The 17,405-nt window shown below is 66.2% G+C and carries 17 protein-coding genes; 7 read left to right on the top strand and 10 right to left on the bottom strand.

The genetic code is table 11. The features are described from left to right. Position 1: 1 nt before the first annotated feature. From ACXJ16_RS25155 to ACXJ16_RS25145, 3 genes are read right to left on the bottom strand one after another with little or no spacing between them, the layout of a single operon-like run. The gene (locus ACXJ16_RS25155; protein WP_054436063.1) at positions 2 to 784 is read right to left on the bottom strand and encodes a glutathione S-transferase family protein; all 783 of its coding nucleotides are present in this window, start codon (positions 782 to 784) and stop codon (positions 2 to 4) included. A gap of 53 nt (positions 785 to 837) precedes the next feature. After that, complete coding sequence (locus ACXJ16_RS25150; protein WP_463922465.1) at positions 838 to 1,659, bottom strand: beta-etherase; 822 nt, start codon at positions 1,657 to 1,659, stop codon at positions 838 to 840. Positions 1,660 to 1,673: 14 nt separating this feature from the next. Next, entirely contained in the window at positions 1,674 to 2,426 is a 753-nt protein-coding gene (locus ACXJ16_RS25145) for a glutathione S-transferase family protein (RefSeq protein WP_463922464.1), read from the bottom strand. A gap of 233 nt (positions 2,427 to 2,659) precedes the next feature. Here ACXJ16_RS25145 and ACXJ16_RS25140 point away from each other — a divergent pair, with 233 nt between their 5' ends. The 4 genes from ACXJ16_RS25140 to ACXJ16_RS25125 are packed head-to-tail and all read left to right on the top strand — an operon-like array spanning position 2,660 to position 6,109. Further along, positions 2,660 to 3,340, top strand: coding sequence for a glutathione S-transferase family protein (locus ACXJ16_RS25140; protein ID WP_463922463.1), 681 nt, complete (start codon positions 2,660 to 2,662; stop codon positions 3,338 to 3,340). Positions 3,341 to 3,342: 2 nt separating this feature from the next. Continuing rightward, positions 3,343 to 3,765 (top strand): acyl-CoA thioesterase, encoded by a 423-nt coding sequence (locus ACXJ16_RS25135; protein WP_054436031.1) that lies wholly within the window; start codon positions 3,343 to 3,345, stop codon positions 3,763 to 3,765. Positions 3,766 to 3,821: 56 nt separating this feature from the next. After that, on the top strand, positions 3,822 to 4,691 hold the full coding sequence (locus ACXJ16_RS25130; protein ID WP_463922462.1) for a CmcJ/NvfI family oxidoreductase: 870 nt from the start codon (positions 3,822 to 3,824) through the stop codon (positions 4,689 to 4,691). After that, the gene (locus ACXJ16_RS25125) at positions 4,688 to 6,109 is read left to right on the top strand and encodes an MFS transporter (protein WP_132469534.1); all 1,422 of its coding nucleotides are present in this window, start codon (positions 4,688 to 4,690) and stop codon (positions 6,107 to 6,109) included. Before ACXJ16_RS25130 ends, ACXJ16_RS25125 begins: the two co-directional genes overlap by 4 nt. On the opposite strand, the gene ACXJ16_RS25120 is transcribed toward ACXJ16_RS25125, so the two are convergent. Then, entirely contained in the window at positions 6,069 to 6,866 is a 798-nt protein-coding gene (locus ACXJ16_RS25120; RefSeq protein ID WP_231635701.1) for a helix-turn-helix transcriptional regulator, read from the bottom strand. The genes ACXJ16_RS25125 and ACXJ16_RS25120 overlap by 41 nt on opposite strands. Positions 6,867 to 7,055: 189 nt before the next feature. Here ACXJ16_RS25120 and ACXJ16_RS25115 point away from each other — a divergent pair, with 189 nt between their 5' ends. From ACXJ16_RS25115 to ACXJ16_RS25105, 3 genes are read left to right on the top strand one after another with little or no spacing between them, the layout of a single operon-like run. Next, complete coding sequence (locus ACXJ16_RS25115) at positions 7,056 to 7,943, top strand: beta-keto acid cleavage family enzyme (protein ID WP_082370213.1); 888 nt, start codon at positions 7,056 to 7,058, stop codon at positions 7,941 to 7,943. 36 nt (positions 7,944 to 7,979) lie between these two features. Then, positions 7,980 to 8,873, top strand: coding sequence for an SDR family NAD(P)-dependent oxidoreductase (locus ACXJ16_RS25110; protein WP_463922461.1), 894 nt, complete (start codon positions 7,980 to 7,982; stop codon positions 8,871 to 8,873). Continuing rightward, a complete protein-coding gene (locus ACXJ16_RS25105) occupies positions 8,870 to 9,307 on the top strand; it encodes a VOC family protein (RefSeq protein ID WP_231635700.1) in 438 nt (145 codons plus the stop codon). The genes ACXJ16_RS25110 and ACXJ16_RS25105 overlap by 4 nt, the downstream gene beginning before the upstream one ends. Positions 9,308 to 9,349: 42 nt before the next feature. Here ACXJ16_RS25105 and ACXJ16_RS25100 read toward each other — a convergent pair whose 3' ends face one another. The 6 genes from ACXJ16_RS25100 to ACXJ16_RS25075 form a co-directional block, all read right to left on the bottom strand. Then, a complete protein-coding gene (locus ACXJ16_RS25100; protein WP_463922460.1) occupies positions 9,350 to 10,096 on the bottom strand; it encodes an SDR family NAD(P)-dependent oxidoreductase in 747 nt (248 codons plus the stop codon). A gap of 11 nt (positions 10,097 to 10,107) precedes the next feature. After that, on the bottom strand, positions 10,108 to 10,974 hold the full coding sequence (locus ACXJ16_RS25095; protein WP_132469541.1) for an amidohydrolase family protein: 867 nt from the start codon (positions 10,972 to 10,974) through the stop codon (positions 10,108 to 10,110). Beyond that, on the bottom strand, positions 10,974 to 13,118 hold the full coding sequence (locus tag ACXJ16_RS25090) for a PQQ-dependent dehydrogenase, methanol/ethanol family (protein ID WP_463922459.1): 2,145 nt from the start codon (positions 13,116 to 13,118) through the stop codon (positions 10,974 to 10,976). The genes ACXJ16_RS25095 and ACXJ16_RS25090 overlap by 1 nt, the downstream gene beginning before the upstream one ends. Before the next feature lie 73 nt (positions 13,119 to 13,191). Then, positions 13,192 to 13,974 (bottom strand): glutathione S-transferase family protein, encoded by a 783-nt coding sequence (locus ACXJ16_RS25085; RefSeq protein ID WP_185999277.1) that lies wholly within the window; start codon positions 13,972 to 13,974, stop codon positions 13,192 to 13,194. Beyond that, positions 13,974 to 14,741: a glutathione S-transferase family protein gene (locus ACXJ16_RS25080; protein WP_185999276.1), complete on the bottom strand. Its 768-nt coding sequence runs from the start codon at positions 14,739 to 14,741 to the stop codon at positions 13,974 to 13,976. The genes ACXJ16_RS25085 and ACXJ16_RS25080 overlap by 1 nt, the downstream gene beginning before the upstream one ends. 88 nt (positions 14,742 to 14,829) lie before the next feature. Then, the gene (locus ACXJ16_RS25075) at positions 14,830 to 17,244 is read right to left on the bottom strand and encodes a TonB-dependent receptor (RefSeq protein WP_185999275.1); all 2,415 of its coding nucleotides are present in this window, start codon (positions 17,242 to 17,244) and stop codon (positions 14,830 to 14,832) included. Between the last annotated feature and the right edge of the window lie 161 nt (positions 17,245 to 17,405).

Genomic DNA, 17,405 nt, shown 5'->3' with positions numbered 1-17,405 from the left:
GTCAGGCCGCGATGAGCCCGAGTTCGGCGTCGGTCGCCGGAGGTCCCCACTTGTCGCGCGGGGGCATCGGGCGCGTGTTCCAGGCGGGATCAAGCGTGAAGCTCGACACCGCGCGGCCTTCCGGCAGGCGCCCGTTCCCGCCGCCCTGCGCATAGTCGTAATAGAGCGTCATCAGTTCGCGGTGCCCGTGGTGGCGCTGCACGACCGGGTGCGAAAGGCACGCCTCGCGCCAGCGCAGCACGCGCGAAAGGTGCTGCGGCACTTCGTAGGCCTCGTAGTATTCGAGGAACCACAGCCGCTTGAACATCGGCGCGAAGGCAACTTCCGCCCAGCCGAACCGGTCGAACAGATAGTTCCCGTCAGGTGCATAGTGCCGCAGGAAGTCGTCGAGGCGGGCATATTGCGCATCGACTTCGGCCCGGTGCTCTTCGCGCTTGGCCGCATCCCGGTTGAGGATCATCCGGTAACCCGCGCCGGTGAACTGCCCGTCCGTGGCGCAAAGCATCGCCTCCACTGCATGTTCGAAGGGATCGGCCCGCGCCACCGGCACTTCGGGAAAGCGATCCTCGAAGTAGCGCATGATGACCATGCTCTCCTTCAGCGTCTCGCCGTTTTCCAGTTCCAGCGCCGGTAGCGCGGTGGTTCCCCGCGTCTTGGCCAGAAGCCAGTCGGGCCGGGCCAGCGAAATGTCGATCTCGTGATCGGCCATGAGCCCAGACAGCCCCTTGAGATCCAGCAGCAGCTCGACCCGTTCGGAAAAGGGGCAGCCCGGTATGTGGTACATCCGCAAGGCGCCGCCCGGCGGCTCGTCATGCCATGCCATAGCCTGTGCTCCGTTCAATCGGCGGGTTCGACCTGCGGCGCGGCGCCGCGATTGACCGGCGCCACCTCTATCCCCGCGCCGCCGGATTCGAAGGGTTCCGGGTCGCCCGGCCGCAGCCGGAGCCCGAACAGCGTGTGCATGGCGGGATGACGGCCCAGCCCGCCGAAGAGGTCGAAGCCCCGGTCCAGCCAGTCGCGCAGGGGATCGTCCCCGGTAAGCGGCGGGGTGGTGGCGACAGAGGCCGTCCAGAGGAACACCGCCAGCGCCGTATAATCGGCGAAGTTGGGCTTTTCCCCGCCCAGCCACGGCGTATCGCGCAGCAGCTTGCGGAAGGGTTCGAGCGTGGGCGGCACCAGCGGCAGCCGGTCCTCGCGCCCGGCCTGCACGTCCTCCAGCTTGCGCCCGCCAAGGAACATCGTCTCGCGCGAGTGCCGGACATAGGCGTGGTCCTGCGGCAGCGACAGGTCGTGGTAATCGAGGATATAGCACGAGAACCACGGCCCGATCGCCGTCGTCCAGAGCCAGGCGTCGAGGAACCTGGTCAGTTCCTTCATCGAAGGCCCCTCGAACAGCATGGGGCGGTCGGGGTATTTCTCGTCGAGATATTCCGCGATCTTCCAGCTATCGAGCACCCATTCGCCGTCATCGACGATCACCGGCACGCGTTCGCTGCGCCCGCCGGTCCGCTCGGCGATGCCGGTGAAGCCGCCGGGCACGAGGTCCACGTCGAAACCCTTGTGTGCCAGCGCATACCTGGTGCGCCACACGAAGGGACTGATCGTGCAGCCCGAAGCGAGCTGCAGATCGTAGAGCGTGATGCGGTTGTCCCTGGCCATCGCCCTTCTCCCCTTCAGACCGTGACCTTGCGGCCGCGATCGCCGAATTCGCTTTTCGAATTGGCGAACATCTTCTGGCAGCCGGGGCGGTCGTTGATGCGATCGATCCAGCTCACCAGATGCGGCGTCGCCTCGCGGTTCACGATATCCGCGAAGCTGTTCTGCATGCCGTTGGCGATGGCGAAGTTGCACACGTCGGCCAGCGTGAATTGCTCGCCCACCAGCCAGGTGCTTTCGGAAAGCCGCTTCTCGACACGGTCCACCGAGACGCGGATCTTGCGCATTTCCTCTTCCAGCACGTCCCTGGGGAAGCCGGCACGGGCGGTGCGCCACTTGGTGCGCTGCTCGGGGATCGGGATGCGGGCGACCTTGGCCTCGAACTCCTCGTCCGAAAGCGCGCGGGCCATCGGCCCGATGCCGCGCTCCCACCCCAGCGTGGAGACGCACCAGCAGAAATATTCGTCCACCCACTTGGTCCACACGCGCATCTCGGCGATCTGCACAGGGTCGGTCGGGCGCAACTTGGGCGCATCGGGGAAGGCATCTTCGAGGTATTCGCAGATCACCGTCGATTCGGTGATGATGTGGCCGTCATGGTCGAGCGCGGGCACCTGTCCGCGCGGATTGATCTTCTTGAACCAGTCCTCGTGATGCTCGAACCGCGTGGGATCGACGAAGCGCGGGGTGAATTCCAGCCCCTTTTCATAGAGCGCGAGCAGCGGCTTGAGCGAATTGGCCGCAGGGCCAAAGCTGTAGAGCGTCAACATGTATCGGCAGTCCCTCTCCGTTCGTCCTTGCGGATCTGGAAGGCAGACTGCGTTGGGAATGCGGCGCGTGGAAGCCCAGCATCAATACTATTAGAATCGCCAACTGGTTGAGGCGGGCCAGCCTGTCACTGCCAGTGATACTGTTTGTGCTCTTCTGGTCGCGCGCGCCGCTCTCTGCTCTCTTCCCTGCGCAAGGCGCGCCGAATCGCGCGGCGAACACCCGGGAGAGACGCTTGCTCGAACTGCTGACTTCGGAAACGCCCAACGGCTGGAAGACCACGATCATGCTGGAGGAGCTCGGCGTGCCTTACAGGCTGCGCGCGATCTCGCTCACCGATCGGGAGCAGAAGGAGGACTGGTATGTCCGCCTCAACCCCAACGGCCGCATCCCGACTTTGATCGACCACGATGTGGAGACCGAAAATGGCGGCTTTACGGTGTTCGAATCCGGTGCGATCCTGATTTACCTCGCCGAAAAATTCGGCCGCTTCCTGCCTGCCGACGTGGCCGGGCGCAGCCGGGTGATCCAGTGGGTCATGTGGCAGATGTCCGGGCTCGGCCCGATGATGGGGCAGGCCACGGTGTTCAACCGCTACTTCGAGGAGAAGCTGCCCGCCGTGATAGACCGCTACACGCGCGAAAGCCGCCGCCTGTTCGAAGTGATGGACGCGCGGCTGGCGCAGAGCGAATACCTCGCCGGGGACTATTCGATCGCCGATATCGCCTGCTTCCCGTGGGTTCGCGGGCATGACTGGGCCTGCATCGACATGGAGGGCCTGCCGCATCTCCGGCGCTGGTTCGGCACCGTCGGCGCGCGCCCCGCGGTGCAGCGCGGCCTCATGCTGCCCCAGCCGCCATCCGCCGAGGAAATGGCCGAGAAGACGACCCGGCAGGGCAAGAACATCCTGGCCTGACGATGGCGCCCTTCCTCACGCGCGAGCATCGCATCGAATGGGGCCAGTGCGATCCGGCCGGGATCGTCTTCGCCCCCCGTTTCATCGACATGTTCGCCGAAAGCACGGTCCTGCTGTTCGAAGCGGCCGGACTGCCCCGAAAGCGCGACATGCTAGCCGAGCTGGGCGTCGCCGGCTTTCCGCTGGTGGACCTGTCCGCCCGCTTCGGCTTTCCGGCGAGCTACGGCGACGTCGTGACCATCGAGGCCGACGCGCCGGAGTTCGGAAACAGCAGCTTCACCATCGCCCACCGCATCCGGCTGGGGGAGCGGATTTGCGTGGAAGGCACCGAGAAGCGCGTCTGGACCGTGCCCGCGCCGGACCGGCCCGGCGGCCTCCAGTCCGCGCGCGTACCCGAAGCCGTCAGGAACCGCTTCCTGCGCTGAGCACCTTGCCTGCCCGCACCGGCGCAAAGCCGGGCGGCATCCTTGGGAGAGAGAGCATGACCGATTCAGCCACGCGCAGCCGCCCCGGCGCGCAAGTAGAGACCACGATAGATTACCTGCTGCCCACCTCGCGCATCAACCGGCGCTTCTGGGCGCCGGGCAAGGAGTTCAACACCGGCGTCTACCAGCCCTATCCGGTAACGATCCGCAACGCCCGGCTGGCCGAGCGTCCGTTCACGCTCGATGAGCACGGCTTCTGCATTTCCCGCCATGAAACCGCCGTGCAGGACTTTGCCGACCCGCGGCAACTCGCCGCCTATCCCGAGGAAGTGGCCCGTGCCGCCAGGGCCCTGACCGGGTGCGACTACGTGTTCTGCATGGGCGGGCAGCTGCGCTCGCCGATCATCGCGGGCGAAGGCTACCAGCCGCCCGCCGCCGAGGCCCATGTCGACTTCAACTCGCGCTCGGCCCACAAGATCGCCGCCGCCCTTTACGAAAAAGGCCGCCCGGACGGGCCGGGATATGACCGTTTCATCGCCTTCAGCCTGTGGCGCACGTTCTCCCCTCCGCCGCAGGACTGGCCGCTGGCGCTTTGCGAAGGGCCGTCGGTGGGAGACGAGGACAGCGTGGCCAACGTCAAGGTGGACGTGGACGAGATCCCGCAAGGCGATGCGCTCTACGCCCCGATAGAGGGCGAGGAGGACATGGTTGCCGCCACGATCTTCCGGCACAGCCCCGGCCATCGCTGGTGGTATTTCCCGGACATGACGCGGGACGAAGTGATCTTCATCAAGTTCCACGACAGCGACCACGACCGCGCCTGGCGCGCGCCGCACACCGCCTTCCACGACACCAGCCGCCCGGATGCACACGTGCGTGAAAGCTACGAATTCCGCGCCATCGCCTACTTCGAAAAGCCGCGATGACCGAAGTTCCGGCCGAGACATCGGCCGATCCGCGCGCGGTGGCCATGATGGTCGCCTTCGTGATGTTCCTCTCGATCCTCGAAGCGACGGTGATCGCCACCGCCCTGCCCGACATGGCGCGCGATTTCGGCGTGGCGCCCAGCGGAATGGGCATAGGCATCACCGCCTACCTGCTGGTTTCCACCGCGTTCCTGCCGCTCAGCAGCTGGGCGGCCCAGCGCCTTGGCCCGCGCCGGGTGCTGACCGGCTCGGTGCTGGGTTTCGGCCTCGCCTCGCTGCTCTGTTCGCTGAGCACGGGTCTGGCGTTCTTCGTGGCGGCCCGCGCGCTGCAGGCGCTCTGCTCCAGCCTGATGACGCCGGTGGGCAACCTCGTGCTGCTGCGGGTCACGCCCAAGCACCGGCTGGTGGAAATGCTGGCGATCAGCACCACGCCCGCCCTGATCGCCCCGGTCATCGGCCCGCCGCTGGGCGGGCTGCTGACCGAAACGCTCGGCTGGCAGTCGATCTTCCTCATCAACCTGCCGCTCACCCTGATCGGCGCGCTGCTGACCCGCAAGCTGATCCCCCGCATCGCGCCCCGGCCCGCCCCGTTCGACCCGCTGGGCTTCGCGCTGGTCGCGATAGCGCTGGCCCTGCTGATCTACGGCTTCGACCGGCTCGGCGCCCATCCCGGCGCGGCATTGCTTCCCGCCGCGATGATCGCCTGCGGCAGCGCCGCGGCGCTGCTCGCCTTCCGCTATCTGCGCGCAAGGCCGGACGGACTGGTGCCGCTCACCGCCCTGCGCCACACGACCTTCCGCTCGATCGCGTTCGGTGCGGGCATGTTGATGCGCATCCCCCACATGGGCCAGGCGCTGGTCCTGCCGCTCTATTTCCAGCTCGCGTTCGGCATGTCCCCCGGACTTGCCGGGCTCCTGCTGCTGGCCAACAACCTCGGCGATCTCGCGCTCAAGCCGGTGGTGGGCCGCGTGATCCGGGCGAGCGGCTTTCGCATGGCGCTTTCGGCGGGCACCGCGATGATGATGGCCTCGCTCGCGGCCATCGCCGCCTTCACGGCGCAGATGTCGCCATGGCTGATGGCCGCCGCGATGCTGCTGGTGGGCATGGCGCGGTCCGTGCCCTTCACCGGCATGGTCTCGCTCGCCTTCGCGGACGTGGCGCAGGAGGAACTGCCCGGCGCCATCGTGCTCAACAGCATCGGCAACGCACTTTCGGCCGCCATCGGCATCTCGCTGGGAGCCTTGTTCCTGAACCTGCGGATATTCACGCCGGACAGCACGGAAGGACCCTATCGCCTGGCCCTGGTGGCACTTGCCCTGATCGGCATGGGCGCGGTTCCCCTGTTCGCCCGGCTGCCCGCCGAAGCGGGCGCGCGCATCACCGCACGGCCGCTTCGAGAGGGCCAAGCTCCGGCCTGAGCGCGCGCAGCCGCTCCAGCAGCATGGCATCGCGTTCCTCGTTGGGCGCGAATACGATCAGGCGCTGGCTGGGCACTTCCTCGATGGCGTAGGAGGTATGGCGGAACCAGATTTCGCCGATCTCGGGGAAGAAGCTGGAATTGATCCCCTCGAAATGGGAACGGATCTCGCTGCGCGCCCAGCTTTCGCGGAACAGCGCCGAACGTTCGGTGAGTTCGGCGATGATCTCGTCGAATATCTCGGGCTGCGCGGTCTGGCTGTAATCCCACTTGAAGCGCGCGGTCAGGCGCTGGCCCATTTCGCGGAAGAATTCGGGATCGCCCTGATAGCGCTCGTTGAGCATGAGGATCTTGAACAGGTTCCGCTCGCTCCGCGCGAGCGGTGCGTAATCGCGGAAAGCCACCGAGACGAGCCGGTTCCAGCCCACCACCGTCCAGTCCTCGACGATCACCAGCGCCGGGATCGAGAGGCTGTCCAGCAAGTGCTGCGTGCCGGGGCGGATATCCTCGTCCAGCCGGGAGACCAGCGGCGGCGGGCGGTGCTGCGCCAGCGCGAAGAGATATTCCCGCTCGGTATCGGAAAGCCGCAAGGTGCGCCCCAGCCGCTCGATCATCGGGGCGGAGAGCTGGATTTCGCGCCCCTGCTCGAACCAGGTGTACCAGGTGACGCTCATCCCCGCGAGCGCGGCGACTTCCTCGCGGCGCAGGCCCTTGGCGCGTCGGCGCTCGCCATTGGGCAGGCCCACTTCGCTGGGCATCAGCCGTCCGCGCGCAGATTTCAGAAAAAGCGAAAGCTCCTCACGATGCGACATCGGTGCTCTATCTCCCTCCGGTCACGCCCTGAACCAGTTACCTGACGTGATAGGATATGTGCTGGCCTGTTCCGACCACTTCGAATTTGCGATCTCGCCCATATCAAGAAAAGACACAAGGCGAGGAGAGCGAGATTGGCGCAGAAAGTCTACATTACTTGCGCGGTGACTGGCAGTTCGCCGATGCCCAGCCATCCCAACTTCCCGTTCCGCCCGGATCACGTCGCGGCGGAAGCGCTGGCGGCGGCCGCGGCCGGTGCCTCGATCATCCACGTCCACGTCCGCGACGGCCAGACCGGCGAGCCTTCGCAGGCGCTGGAGGACTACCGCGAGGTGGTGGGCCTGATTCGGGAAAAGAACCGCGAGGTCATCCTCAACGTCACCACCGGGCCGGGCTGCACCTGGATGCAGAGCGACGAGGACCCCTCGGTCTGCGGCGAAGGCACGCTGATGTTCACTGCCGAGCGCCGGCTGGAGCACATCCTCGACCTCAGGCCCGACATGTGCACGCTCGACATCTGCACGATGCAACTCTGGGGCGGGGTTGCCATCAACCTCGATCCGATGATCACCCGCATGGGTCACATGATCCAGGAAGCGGGCGTGCTGCCGGAAATCGAATGCTTCGAGGCGGGCGATTTCGTCTTCGCGGACGATCTCATGGCCAAGGGCGCGATCCCGAAGAACGTGCCGTTCTCCTTCGTTCTGGGCACCAAGTACGGCCTTCCGGCCACGCCCGAGGCGATGCTCTATTCCGCCAACCAGATCCCGCGCGGCGCGGCGTTCACCGGCTTCGGCGTGAGCCGCCATTCCTATCCGATGGCGGCGCAGTCCGTCCTGCTGGGCGGCCATGTCCGCGTCGGGTTCGAGGATACCATCTTCCTGCGCAAGGGCCGCATGGCGCCCGACAACGCCGCCCACGTCAACTGGGCCGTCGAACTGATCGAGCGCATGGGCGCCGAAGTGTCGAGCGCGGGCGAAACGCGCGACCTGCTCGGACTGGAGAACCACGCCTACGCGTAGACAAGAGCGAAAAATCGCTATCGAGGGAGAGACAAGATGACAGAAGTGGCAGGACGCACGGCATTCATCACCGGCGGCGGCTCGGGCGTCGCGCTCGGCCAGGCCAAGGTCTTCGCGAAGGCGGGCTGCAAGGTCGCCATCGCCGACATCCGGCAGGACCATCTCGACGAGGCCATGGCCTTCTTCGCCGGCACCGGCGCGCAGGTCATGCCGGTCCATCTCGACATTACCGACCGCGAGGCATATCGCCGCGCCGCCGATGCGGTGGAGGCCCGGCTGGGTCCGGTGGAACTGCTGTTCAACACCGCCGGCGTCTCTCACTTCGGCGCCATCCAGGACGCCACCTTCGATGACTGGGACTGGCAGATCGACGTCAACCTGCGCGGCGTCATCAACGGCGTGCGCACTTTCCTGCCGCGCATGATCGAACGCGGAAACGGCGGGCACATCGTCAACACCGCATCGATGTCCGCCTTCGTGGCGCTCAAGGGCACCGGCATCTACTGCACCACCAAGATGGCGGTGCGCGGGCTGACCGAGTCGCTGGCGCTCGACCTCGAAGGCACCGGCATCGGCGTCTCGCTGCTGTGCCCGGGCGCGGTGAACACCAATATCCACGAGGCCCTGCTGACCCGCCCCGCCCACCTTTCCGATACCGGCTACTATCAGGCCGGGCCGGAAATGTTCGGCCATCTCAAGAAAGTGATCGAAGTGGGCATGGAGCCCGAAACGCTTGCCGCCCATGTCCTCGACGGCGTGCGCGAGAACCGGCTCTATATCCTGCCCTATGCCGAATTCCGCGGCACGCTGGAGGACATCCACGCCCGCGTCATGGGTTCGCTGGCCCGGCCGGAGGACGATCCCGACTACGGACGGCGCGTTGCTCACGGCGTTCCCGGCGGCGAGAAGAAAGAGGAGCAGGCGGCATGAACAGCCCTTTCATGGCCTTCGACACGCGCGTCCGCGCCCGCGTCGTCGCGCTTGACCATTACAACGTGGTGGTCGCCGATCTCGATCGCAGCGAGGCGTTCTACCGCGAAGTGCTCTCGCTGGAGAGCTACGCCCCGCCGCCGCCGCTCACCCGCCAGACCGCGCGCTGGATCTACGACAACGACGAGCGGCCGATCCTCCACCTCAACAGCCGCGACGCACCGCGCGCCATGGACCGCGAGATGTTCGGCGGCCCCACCGGCGCGCTGCATCACATCGCCCTGCGCTGCGAAGGCTTCGAGGAAATCCGCGACCGGATCGAGGATCGCGGGCTGCGGTACGAAAGCAACGTGATCCACTCGATCGGGCTGCGGCAGATCTTCGTGCATGACCCGGACGGAGTGCTGCTGGAACTGAATTTCTTCGACGATTGAGCCAGAAATTGTTCGTCGCCCCGGCCTGATCCGGGGCGACGATCACACCCTCAACGTTCCCAGCACCCCGCCGTCCACCGCGATGCTCTGCCCGGTGACATGCGAGGCCGCGTCCGAAAGCAGGAACGCCGCCACCGCCGCCAGTTCCTCTGCGCTGCCGGTTCGTCCCTGCGGCACCTTGCCGGCAAGCGCTTCCAGCGCCTCGCCCGGAAGCGCGGCGAACATTTCCGTCTCGATGAACCCCGGCACCACGCAATTGCAGCGCACCCCGAAAGGCGCCGCCTCCAGCGCGACGGCGCGCGCCAGCCCCAGGACCGCGTGCTTGGACGCGACATAGGCGACGTTGTTCGCCATGCCACGCTCGCTGGCGAGGCTGCCGGTCACCAGTATCGCCCCGCGCCGCCGCGCCTTCATGGCCCGCAATGCCCGGGCGACAGCCCGAAACGGCGCAGTGAGGTTCACGGCCATGACCTGCGCGAAATCCGCTTCCGCATAGTCTTCCACCGGCGCGAAAGTGCCCCCGGTTCCGGCATTGAGGAACAGGCCGTCGATCGGCCCTCCCCCTGCGATCGCCGCATCGAGCGCGGCGTCAAGCGCAGGACCGTTGGCCACGTCCACAGCCTGCCAGCGGGCATCCGCACCCAGAGTCGCGGCCAGTTCCGCCAGCCGGTCCGCCCGCCGCGCCAGCAGCGTGACCCGCCCGCCCAGCGCCGCGACATGCTCCGCCGTGGCCCGGCCGATGCCGCTGGATGCGCCGGTGATGACGACGTGGCGATCCGTGAAATCCATCCCGATCCCTTTCACGCCAGCCCCAGCACCCTTGCGGCATTGCCCTTCATGATGCCGGGCATCACGTCATCCCTGAAACCGATGCCGCGCGCCGCCTCGATCCACTTTTCCGGCCGGATCAGCGGGAAGTCGGAACCGAACATCATCTTCCCCGCCAGCTGGCCATTGGCATAGCGCACGATCTGCGGCGGGAAATAACGGGGGCTCCAGCCGGAAAGGTCGATGAAGACGTTCTCCTTGTGAAGCGCCATCGACAGGCTTTCATCCACCCACGGCCAGCTCGGATGAGCCAGGATGATCTTCATGTCCGGAAAATCGACCGCCACGTCGTCCACCAGCATGGGCCGCCCGTACTTGAGCCGCAGCCCGCCGCCGCCGCGCATCCCGGTGCCCATGCCGGAATGGCCGGTATGGAAGATCGCGGGCAGGCCATGGCCGGCGATCACCTCGTAGATCGGATAGCCCACACGATCTGCGGGGTGGCAGTCCTGCACGATATGGTGGAACTTGAAGCCGCGCACGCCGTGGTTCTCGATCAGGTCGCGCGCCTCCCGCGCGCCCAGCCTGCCCTTGCGCGGGTCTATCGAGGCGAAGGGGATGCAGATATCGGCATGGGCGGCGGCGAATTCCGCCACTTCGTAGTTCGACACGCGCCTGGCCCCCATGCCGCTTTCGGCATCCACGGTGAAGAGGCAGAAGGCGATGTTCTGCGCGCGGTAGATCTCGGCGATCTCCGGCATCTTCGGCCGTTCGCGCGGAGCCTTGAAATAGGCGGAGGCGGCATCGAAGAACTGCGCCATGACCGGGTCCTCCGGATCGTGGCACGAGACTTCCGCGTGGACGTGAACATCGATGCCCGCCAGCCCGGCGATGTCGATCACTTGCCGCCCGCTTTCTCCAGCGCCTTGTCCTCGTTGGCGCGGTGGATCACGTATTGGCGGATCGCCTCGATCTCTTCGGCCGACATCACGTCGGACCAGCCGACCATGCCGTTGCTCTTCAGCGCCCCGTCATGCACCACCGTCTGGAATGCGGCCTTGTCGCCGACAAGGGCCGAGCGGCGCAGGTCCGGCAGCAATCCGCCGCCCACCGCCGCATCCCCGTGGCAGGTGCCGCAATAGCGACCATAGTGATAGGAACCGGCCGCCACCTGCTCCGGCGTGCCGGTGAAAGCGGGCGGATCGAGCGGCAGTTCCTCCAGCTTCGGCGCGGGCGGCAGCGTGGCCGTGCCGCCCAGCCTGAAGACCAGCAACCGGCTGATATTGTGCACCGGACCACCCGATTGCGATATCACCCCGCCCGGCGCCAGCGCCCAGATGCCGCCCCAGCCGGCCACCACCGCCACGTACTGCGTGCCGCCCACCTTGTAAGTGATCGGCGGCGCGACCACCCCGGTCTGCACCGGCCAGGACCACAGCTTCGCGCCCGTATCGGTGGCATAGGCGGCCATCTCGCTCGTCATGTTGCCCTGGAACACCAGCCCGCCGCCGGTCGCCAGCAATCCGCCGTTGTTGGCGCTGGGGAAGGTCACGCGCCAGCGCTCCTTCTGCGCCACCGGGTCCCAGGCGATCAGCACGCCCTTGGTGGCCTTCGCCGCCGCCTCGCGAATTTTCGCATCGGCGGGCATCGAGGCCGCCGCCATGTCCACGCCGGTATTGAAGCCCTTGGCCTGGTGCTTCCAGTTCCTGTCCGGGAAATAGGGGAAGGCGGCGATCTGCGCCGGGATGAAGACCAGCTTCTCCTTCGGATCCCATGCCATCGGATGCCACGAATGCGCCCCGCCCGCGCCGGGCGATCCGACCCACGGCTTGCCGGTCCTGTAATAGCGTGCCTCGGGATTCTCGATCGGCCGCCCCGTCCGGGGATCGAGCCCGGAAGCCCAGTTCACCGGCACGAAGTTCTTGCCGGAGATGAATTCGCCGGTCTGCCGGTCGATCACGTAGAAGAACCCGTTCTTGGGCGCCTGCATCAGCACCTTGCGGGTCTTGCCGCCGATCTGGAGATCGGCCAGCATGATGTGCTGGGTGGCCGTGAAGTCCCAGGTTTCGCCCGGCGTAGTCTGGAAGTGCCAGACATATTCCCCGGTCTTCGGCCGGATCGCCACGATGGACGAGAGGTAGAGGTTGTCCCCCTTGCCCTGCGAACGGATGCCCTGGTTCCAGGGGCTGCCATTGCCCACGCCGATGTAGAGCAGGTCCAGTTCGGGATCGTAGGCCATCGAATCCCACACGGTACCGCCGCCGCCCTGCTTCCAGTATTCTCCGTGCCAGGTCTTCTCGGCAGCCTTCAGATAGGGCTCGGCATTCCTGCCCGGCGCGTCGGGCACGGTGTAGAACCGCCAGAGCTGCTTGCCGGTCTCCGCGTCGTAGGCGGTGATATAACCGCGCACGCCCATCTCGGCGCCGCCGTTGCCCACGATCACCTTGCCATCGATCACCCGCGGCGCGCCGGTGATGGTATAGGGCTTGGACTGGTCCACCGTGACCTTGCTCCACACCGGCTTGCCGCTATCGCGGTCAAGCGCGATCAGGCGGCCGTCGAACGTGCCGAGATAGAGCTTGTCCCCCCAGGCGCCGAGCCCCCGGTTCACGACATCGCAGCACCCCTTCACCCCGCTGTCGCCCGGGACTTCGGGATCGTAGGCCCACAGTTCCTTGCCGGTGGCGGCATCGTAGGCCCTTACCTTGGACCAGGCGGTGGTGATGTAGATCCTGCCGTCTATCACCAGCGGCGTCGATTCCTGCCCGCGCGCGGTATCGAGATCGGAAAACCAGGCGAGGCCAAGGCCCTTCACATTATCCCGGTTGATGTCGGAAAGCGGCGAGAAACGCTGTTCGTCGTAAGTGCGCCCATAGGAGAGCCACTCGCTGTCCGGCGCCTTGACGATCAGGGCGCCGGTAACGTCGCCGGTCCGCGCGGTCGCGGCAGCGGGGCCTTCCGCCCCGCCGCTGCCGCACCCCGCCAGCACCAGACATGCCCCCGCCGATACCGCGAGCCAGACCTTCGAACGCTTCGCAACCATTCTCTCACTCTTCCCGTTTCCCGGCCTCGTTTCGGACCGGCTTGTGCAACTGCGAGATTTTCGGGGGCCTGCTTCACCCCCAGCGATTGATCTCCGGCCCCGGCGCCCAGAAGCGGGTGGAATCACCGCCCGCATCCGCCAGCGCCGCCGTAACACTGGGACGGGCACGAACGCGCGACAGCCAGGCGGCGGTCAGCGGCTTGTCGGCGAAAGCCTCGGGCACGATCTGCTCCATCCCGGCGAGCCAGGCGAACGTCTCGAAATCGGCAATGGTCAAGGCGCCCATCAGCCATTCGCGGCCATCCGCCAGCTTGCCCTCGCAGCGTTCCACCGCCTGCGACACCTTGGCGCGGCTGTCCTCCACTTGTGCCGGATCGACGGCGCCGTCACGCAGGACTTCCCAGCGCGCGCGCAAGTCGGCGCTGACGATGCGGTCCGCCATGGCGCCGAAATCGGCATCCGCCATCGCCGCCAGCCGCCCGCGCGAGAACGCGAGATTGCCCAGCAGCGCCGCCGCCGGAGACAGGCGCTCGGTGATCTGGCGGCACCACATCATCATTTCCCAGTGCGCAAAAGGATCGGCGGGCTGGAGCGAGGACACGTCGGAAAGCTCGTCGAAGAACTGGGCAAGGAACACGGACTCGGTCATGGCCTCCCCGTCCACCAGCAGCACCGGGCCTTCGCCCTCGATCCCCATATCTCGCGCAAGCGGCTCGTCGACGCCGGGCAGGTCATGGCGTTCCCCCGCGAGCAGGTCGATCGGGCGGCGTTCCACTGCCACCCCCGATTCCGCCAGAGCCGCAAGCACCGCCAGCGAAGGACCGTTCGCCGCGCCGTGATAGAGCACCATCGCCATCAGATCCGCTCCTGTTCGAGAATGGCCACCCGCTTGACCATGTCGGTCCGCCCCAGCGCCCAGCACTGCTTCACCGCCGGGCGGGCATAGACCGCGCGCAGCCAGCGCAGCAGGTTCGGCGTCTTTTCGTCATTGGAAAGTGCCGGCTGCGACAGGGGGATCGCATAGGCAAGGTTGAAGCCGTTGATGTCGGCCAGGCTGTAGGTGTCGCTCGCCAGCCATTCCCGCTTGCCCAGTTCCGCCTCCAGCAGTTCGATGCCCAGCGCGACGCGGCGCTGGCTTTCCGCCATTTCCGCCTCCGAGAACGTGCCGTGGATCGCTTTCCGCCACGAGACCCGCCGTTCCGGCAGGGGAATACGCTCGATCGCGGCTTCCAGTTCGGCCGGATCGCGCCGGCGCACCATCGGGCCGACGAAGACGCTCCATCCGATCATGGAAAAGCTGGGCGCCAGCCACTGGTCCATGAACTTCATCCACCAGCGCACCCGCCAGCGATCCTGCGCGCCTTGCGGCATCAGCGCGGGCCCGGCGAACGCCTCGTTGACGTATTCCATGATCGCGGTGCTTTCCACCAGCACGCGCGAACCGTGAGTCATCGCCGGGATCGTGCCTTGCGGATTGATCGCGAGATATTCCGGCCGATGCTGATCGAACTGCAGCATGTCGATGTAGTGGCTGTCGAAGGGGACGCCCTTCTCCATCAAGGCCAGCATGGGCTTGCCCGAATTGGCATTGGGCTCCCAGTGGTAAAGTGTCACGCCTGCCATCCGGCCCGTCTCCCTTGCACTGTTTTCATTGCGGCGAAGGGACGGGGCCGGTCGCCCTCTTCCGGCGACCGGCCCCGTCACTCCCCCGTCAGAACTTCTTCTGCACGCTCACCGCCCATTCGCGCGGGCGGCCTACGTTCGAATAAGTGGTTCCCGCAGAGGCATAGAGCGCCGCGAAGCGGATCGGCAGGAGGTAGTACTTGTCGAACAGGTTCTGGACTTCGAACGAGATCGACAGGTCGTCATCCTCGTTGCGCCAGGTGAGGCGGGCATTGCCGATCACGCGCGAAGGGTTGTAGTCCAGCGTCGCGCTGCCCGGCAGGCGGCCGAGGCTCTGCTTGCCGGTATAGGCAAGGTCGAAGCGCGGCGTGATCGAGCCGTTCTTGCCAAGGTCGGCGCGGTACTGGATGCCGAAGCTGCCGCGCCAGTTGGGCGTGGTGATCGGATCGCCGATGCGGATCGAATTGCCCACTTGCGGGCCGATGCGCTTCCATTCTCCATCGATCCAGCTCAGCGAGGCGTCGATGTCCAGCCCGTCGAACGGGTTGGCGCCCAGTTCCAGTTCGGCGCCGTACATCTTGCCGTCACCGGCATTGCCGATCGCCGCGCAAGGATAGGGATCGGTGCCCGGCTCGAACCCGTCAAGGATCGCGCAGTCCGCCAGCGGAAGCTGGATGTTCTTGTAATCGTTGTAGAACGCCGCAAGATTGAGGCGCAGCCGCCGCCCGAACAGGTCGTTCTTTACGCCGATTTCATAAGCGGTAAGCGTCTCGGGCGTGAACGTGCCGTTGACCGCCTGCGCCTGGGTGAAGGGGCGCGCCGTCACGCCGCCGCCCTTGAAGCCGGTGCTGACAGTCGCATAGGCCAGCGTCTGCGGGCTGAAGCGGTAGTCCACCGAGATGCGGTAGTCCACGCGATCACCGTCGTAGTTCGCCACCGTCCCGTCCAGCGCGCCGACGCCGAAGATATCGGTGAGCGGGCCGCCGTTCCAGGCCTTGCGCACGAAGGTGTAGTCCTTGTGCTCCTTGGTGTAGCGGATGCCGCCGGTCACGTTGAGGTCGGGCGTGGGATGCAGGATCACGGTGCCGAACACCGCCTTGCTGTTCGCCCGGATCGGGTCGTCACCCTGGAACTGCAGGAACAACACGGGATTGCCGTGGCCGATGTAGCGGATGTCCTGGCGGGTGAAGTAGACCGACTTCTGGTCGCTGTAGTAGCCGCCCACGGTCAGGTCGGCAAAATCGCCGAACTTCGCGTTCAGGCGCAGCTCCTGGCTGAAGAACCGGAAGGTCAGGTCATTGAAGCCGCCGCCGCCGATGTTCGGGTTGGGCGTATAGTCGTCGTCCGTCCCGTACATCTGGCGATATTCGCGGTAGGCGGTGATCGACTTGACGTTGAGATCGTCATTGAGGTCGATCGACATGTCGCTCGACACGCCCCAGCCGGTGAACTTCACGGTATTGGGCATGTAATAGGCCTGCGCCGCCTGTCCGCCCGCGGGCAGATACCAGCTTGCGTACGTGCAGAACCGGCCGCAGACGAAGTCCACCCCGTCGGTCTTGGTGGTGTCGTTCTGGGTCAGCACGCCTGCCGCGGCGGTGCGCTTTTCGTAAGTGTAGTCGCCGGTCACGGTCCAGTCGAAACTGTCACTCGGGTTGAACCGCAAGGAGCCGCGCAGGCCGCCGTAGTTACGCTCGCCAAGCTTGTCGACGACGCAGTTGTCCGGGGTGGAGGGATTGCCGGCAATGCCCAGCGCATTGTCCGGATTGGCGCAGCCGTAGTCGATCTGGTCGACGTAGCCGTCCTGGTGCTTGTAGACCCCGGCAACGCGGGCGAACAGCGTGTCGGTCAGCCCGAAGTTCACGCTGCCGCGCAGGTCCACGCGCTGGCGTGCGCCGTAGACGACGTCGAACTTGCCGGAATCGTCGGCCGTGGGCCGGGCCGAGAACATCTTGATGGCGCCGCCGATCGAGTTGCGCCCGGTCAGCGTGCCCTGCGGCCCGCGCAGGATTTCCACGCGCTCCAGATCGAGCAGGTCCATGATGTTGCCGGTCAGCGTGGCATAGTAGACATCGTCCACGTACATGCCCACGCCCGGCTCGTAGGCGGGGTTGAAGTCATACTGGCCGATGCCGCGCACATAGACCGCCATCGAGGAACCGAAGGCCCCGCCCATTTCCGTAAGCTGCACGTTCGGCGCCTGTGCGGCGATCTGCGAAACGTCGGTCTGGTTGCGCGCTTCGAGCAGTGCGGCGTCCACCGCGGTGATCGACAGCGGAGTGTCCTGAAGCTTCTGCGCGCGGAACTGCGCGGTGACGATGATCTCGGGCATCGTCGGCGTCCGGGCGTCATCGGCCTGCTCACCGGCCTGTGGCGGCGCCCCTGCCTGATCCTGCGCCGCGGCCTTTTCCTCCGCCAGGGCCGGTGCGCCTGCAAGGGCCGCGCCGCATGAAACCGAAAGAAGAAGAGCGCGCCGCAGGCGTGCCGTCTTGGTGATGTGCATCTTGGTCCCTCTCCCGAACCAGCGCCGACACTTTGTTCGTGCCTTGCGCTTCCTGACCGCCCTTACCGGCGATATGTTGTTTGTATGGCATACAATATTGGGATGGCAAGAGGGTTGTCGTGTCTGATATCGAAATTGCCGGATCGCGGCCGATCAAGGCC

The sequence above is a fragment of the Novosphingobium sp. TK71 genome, from assembly GCF_055361505.1.
This window is presented reverse-complemented; position numbering and strand designations above follow the sequence as displayed.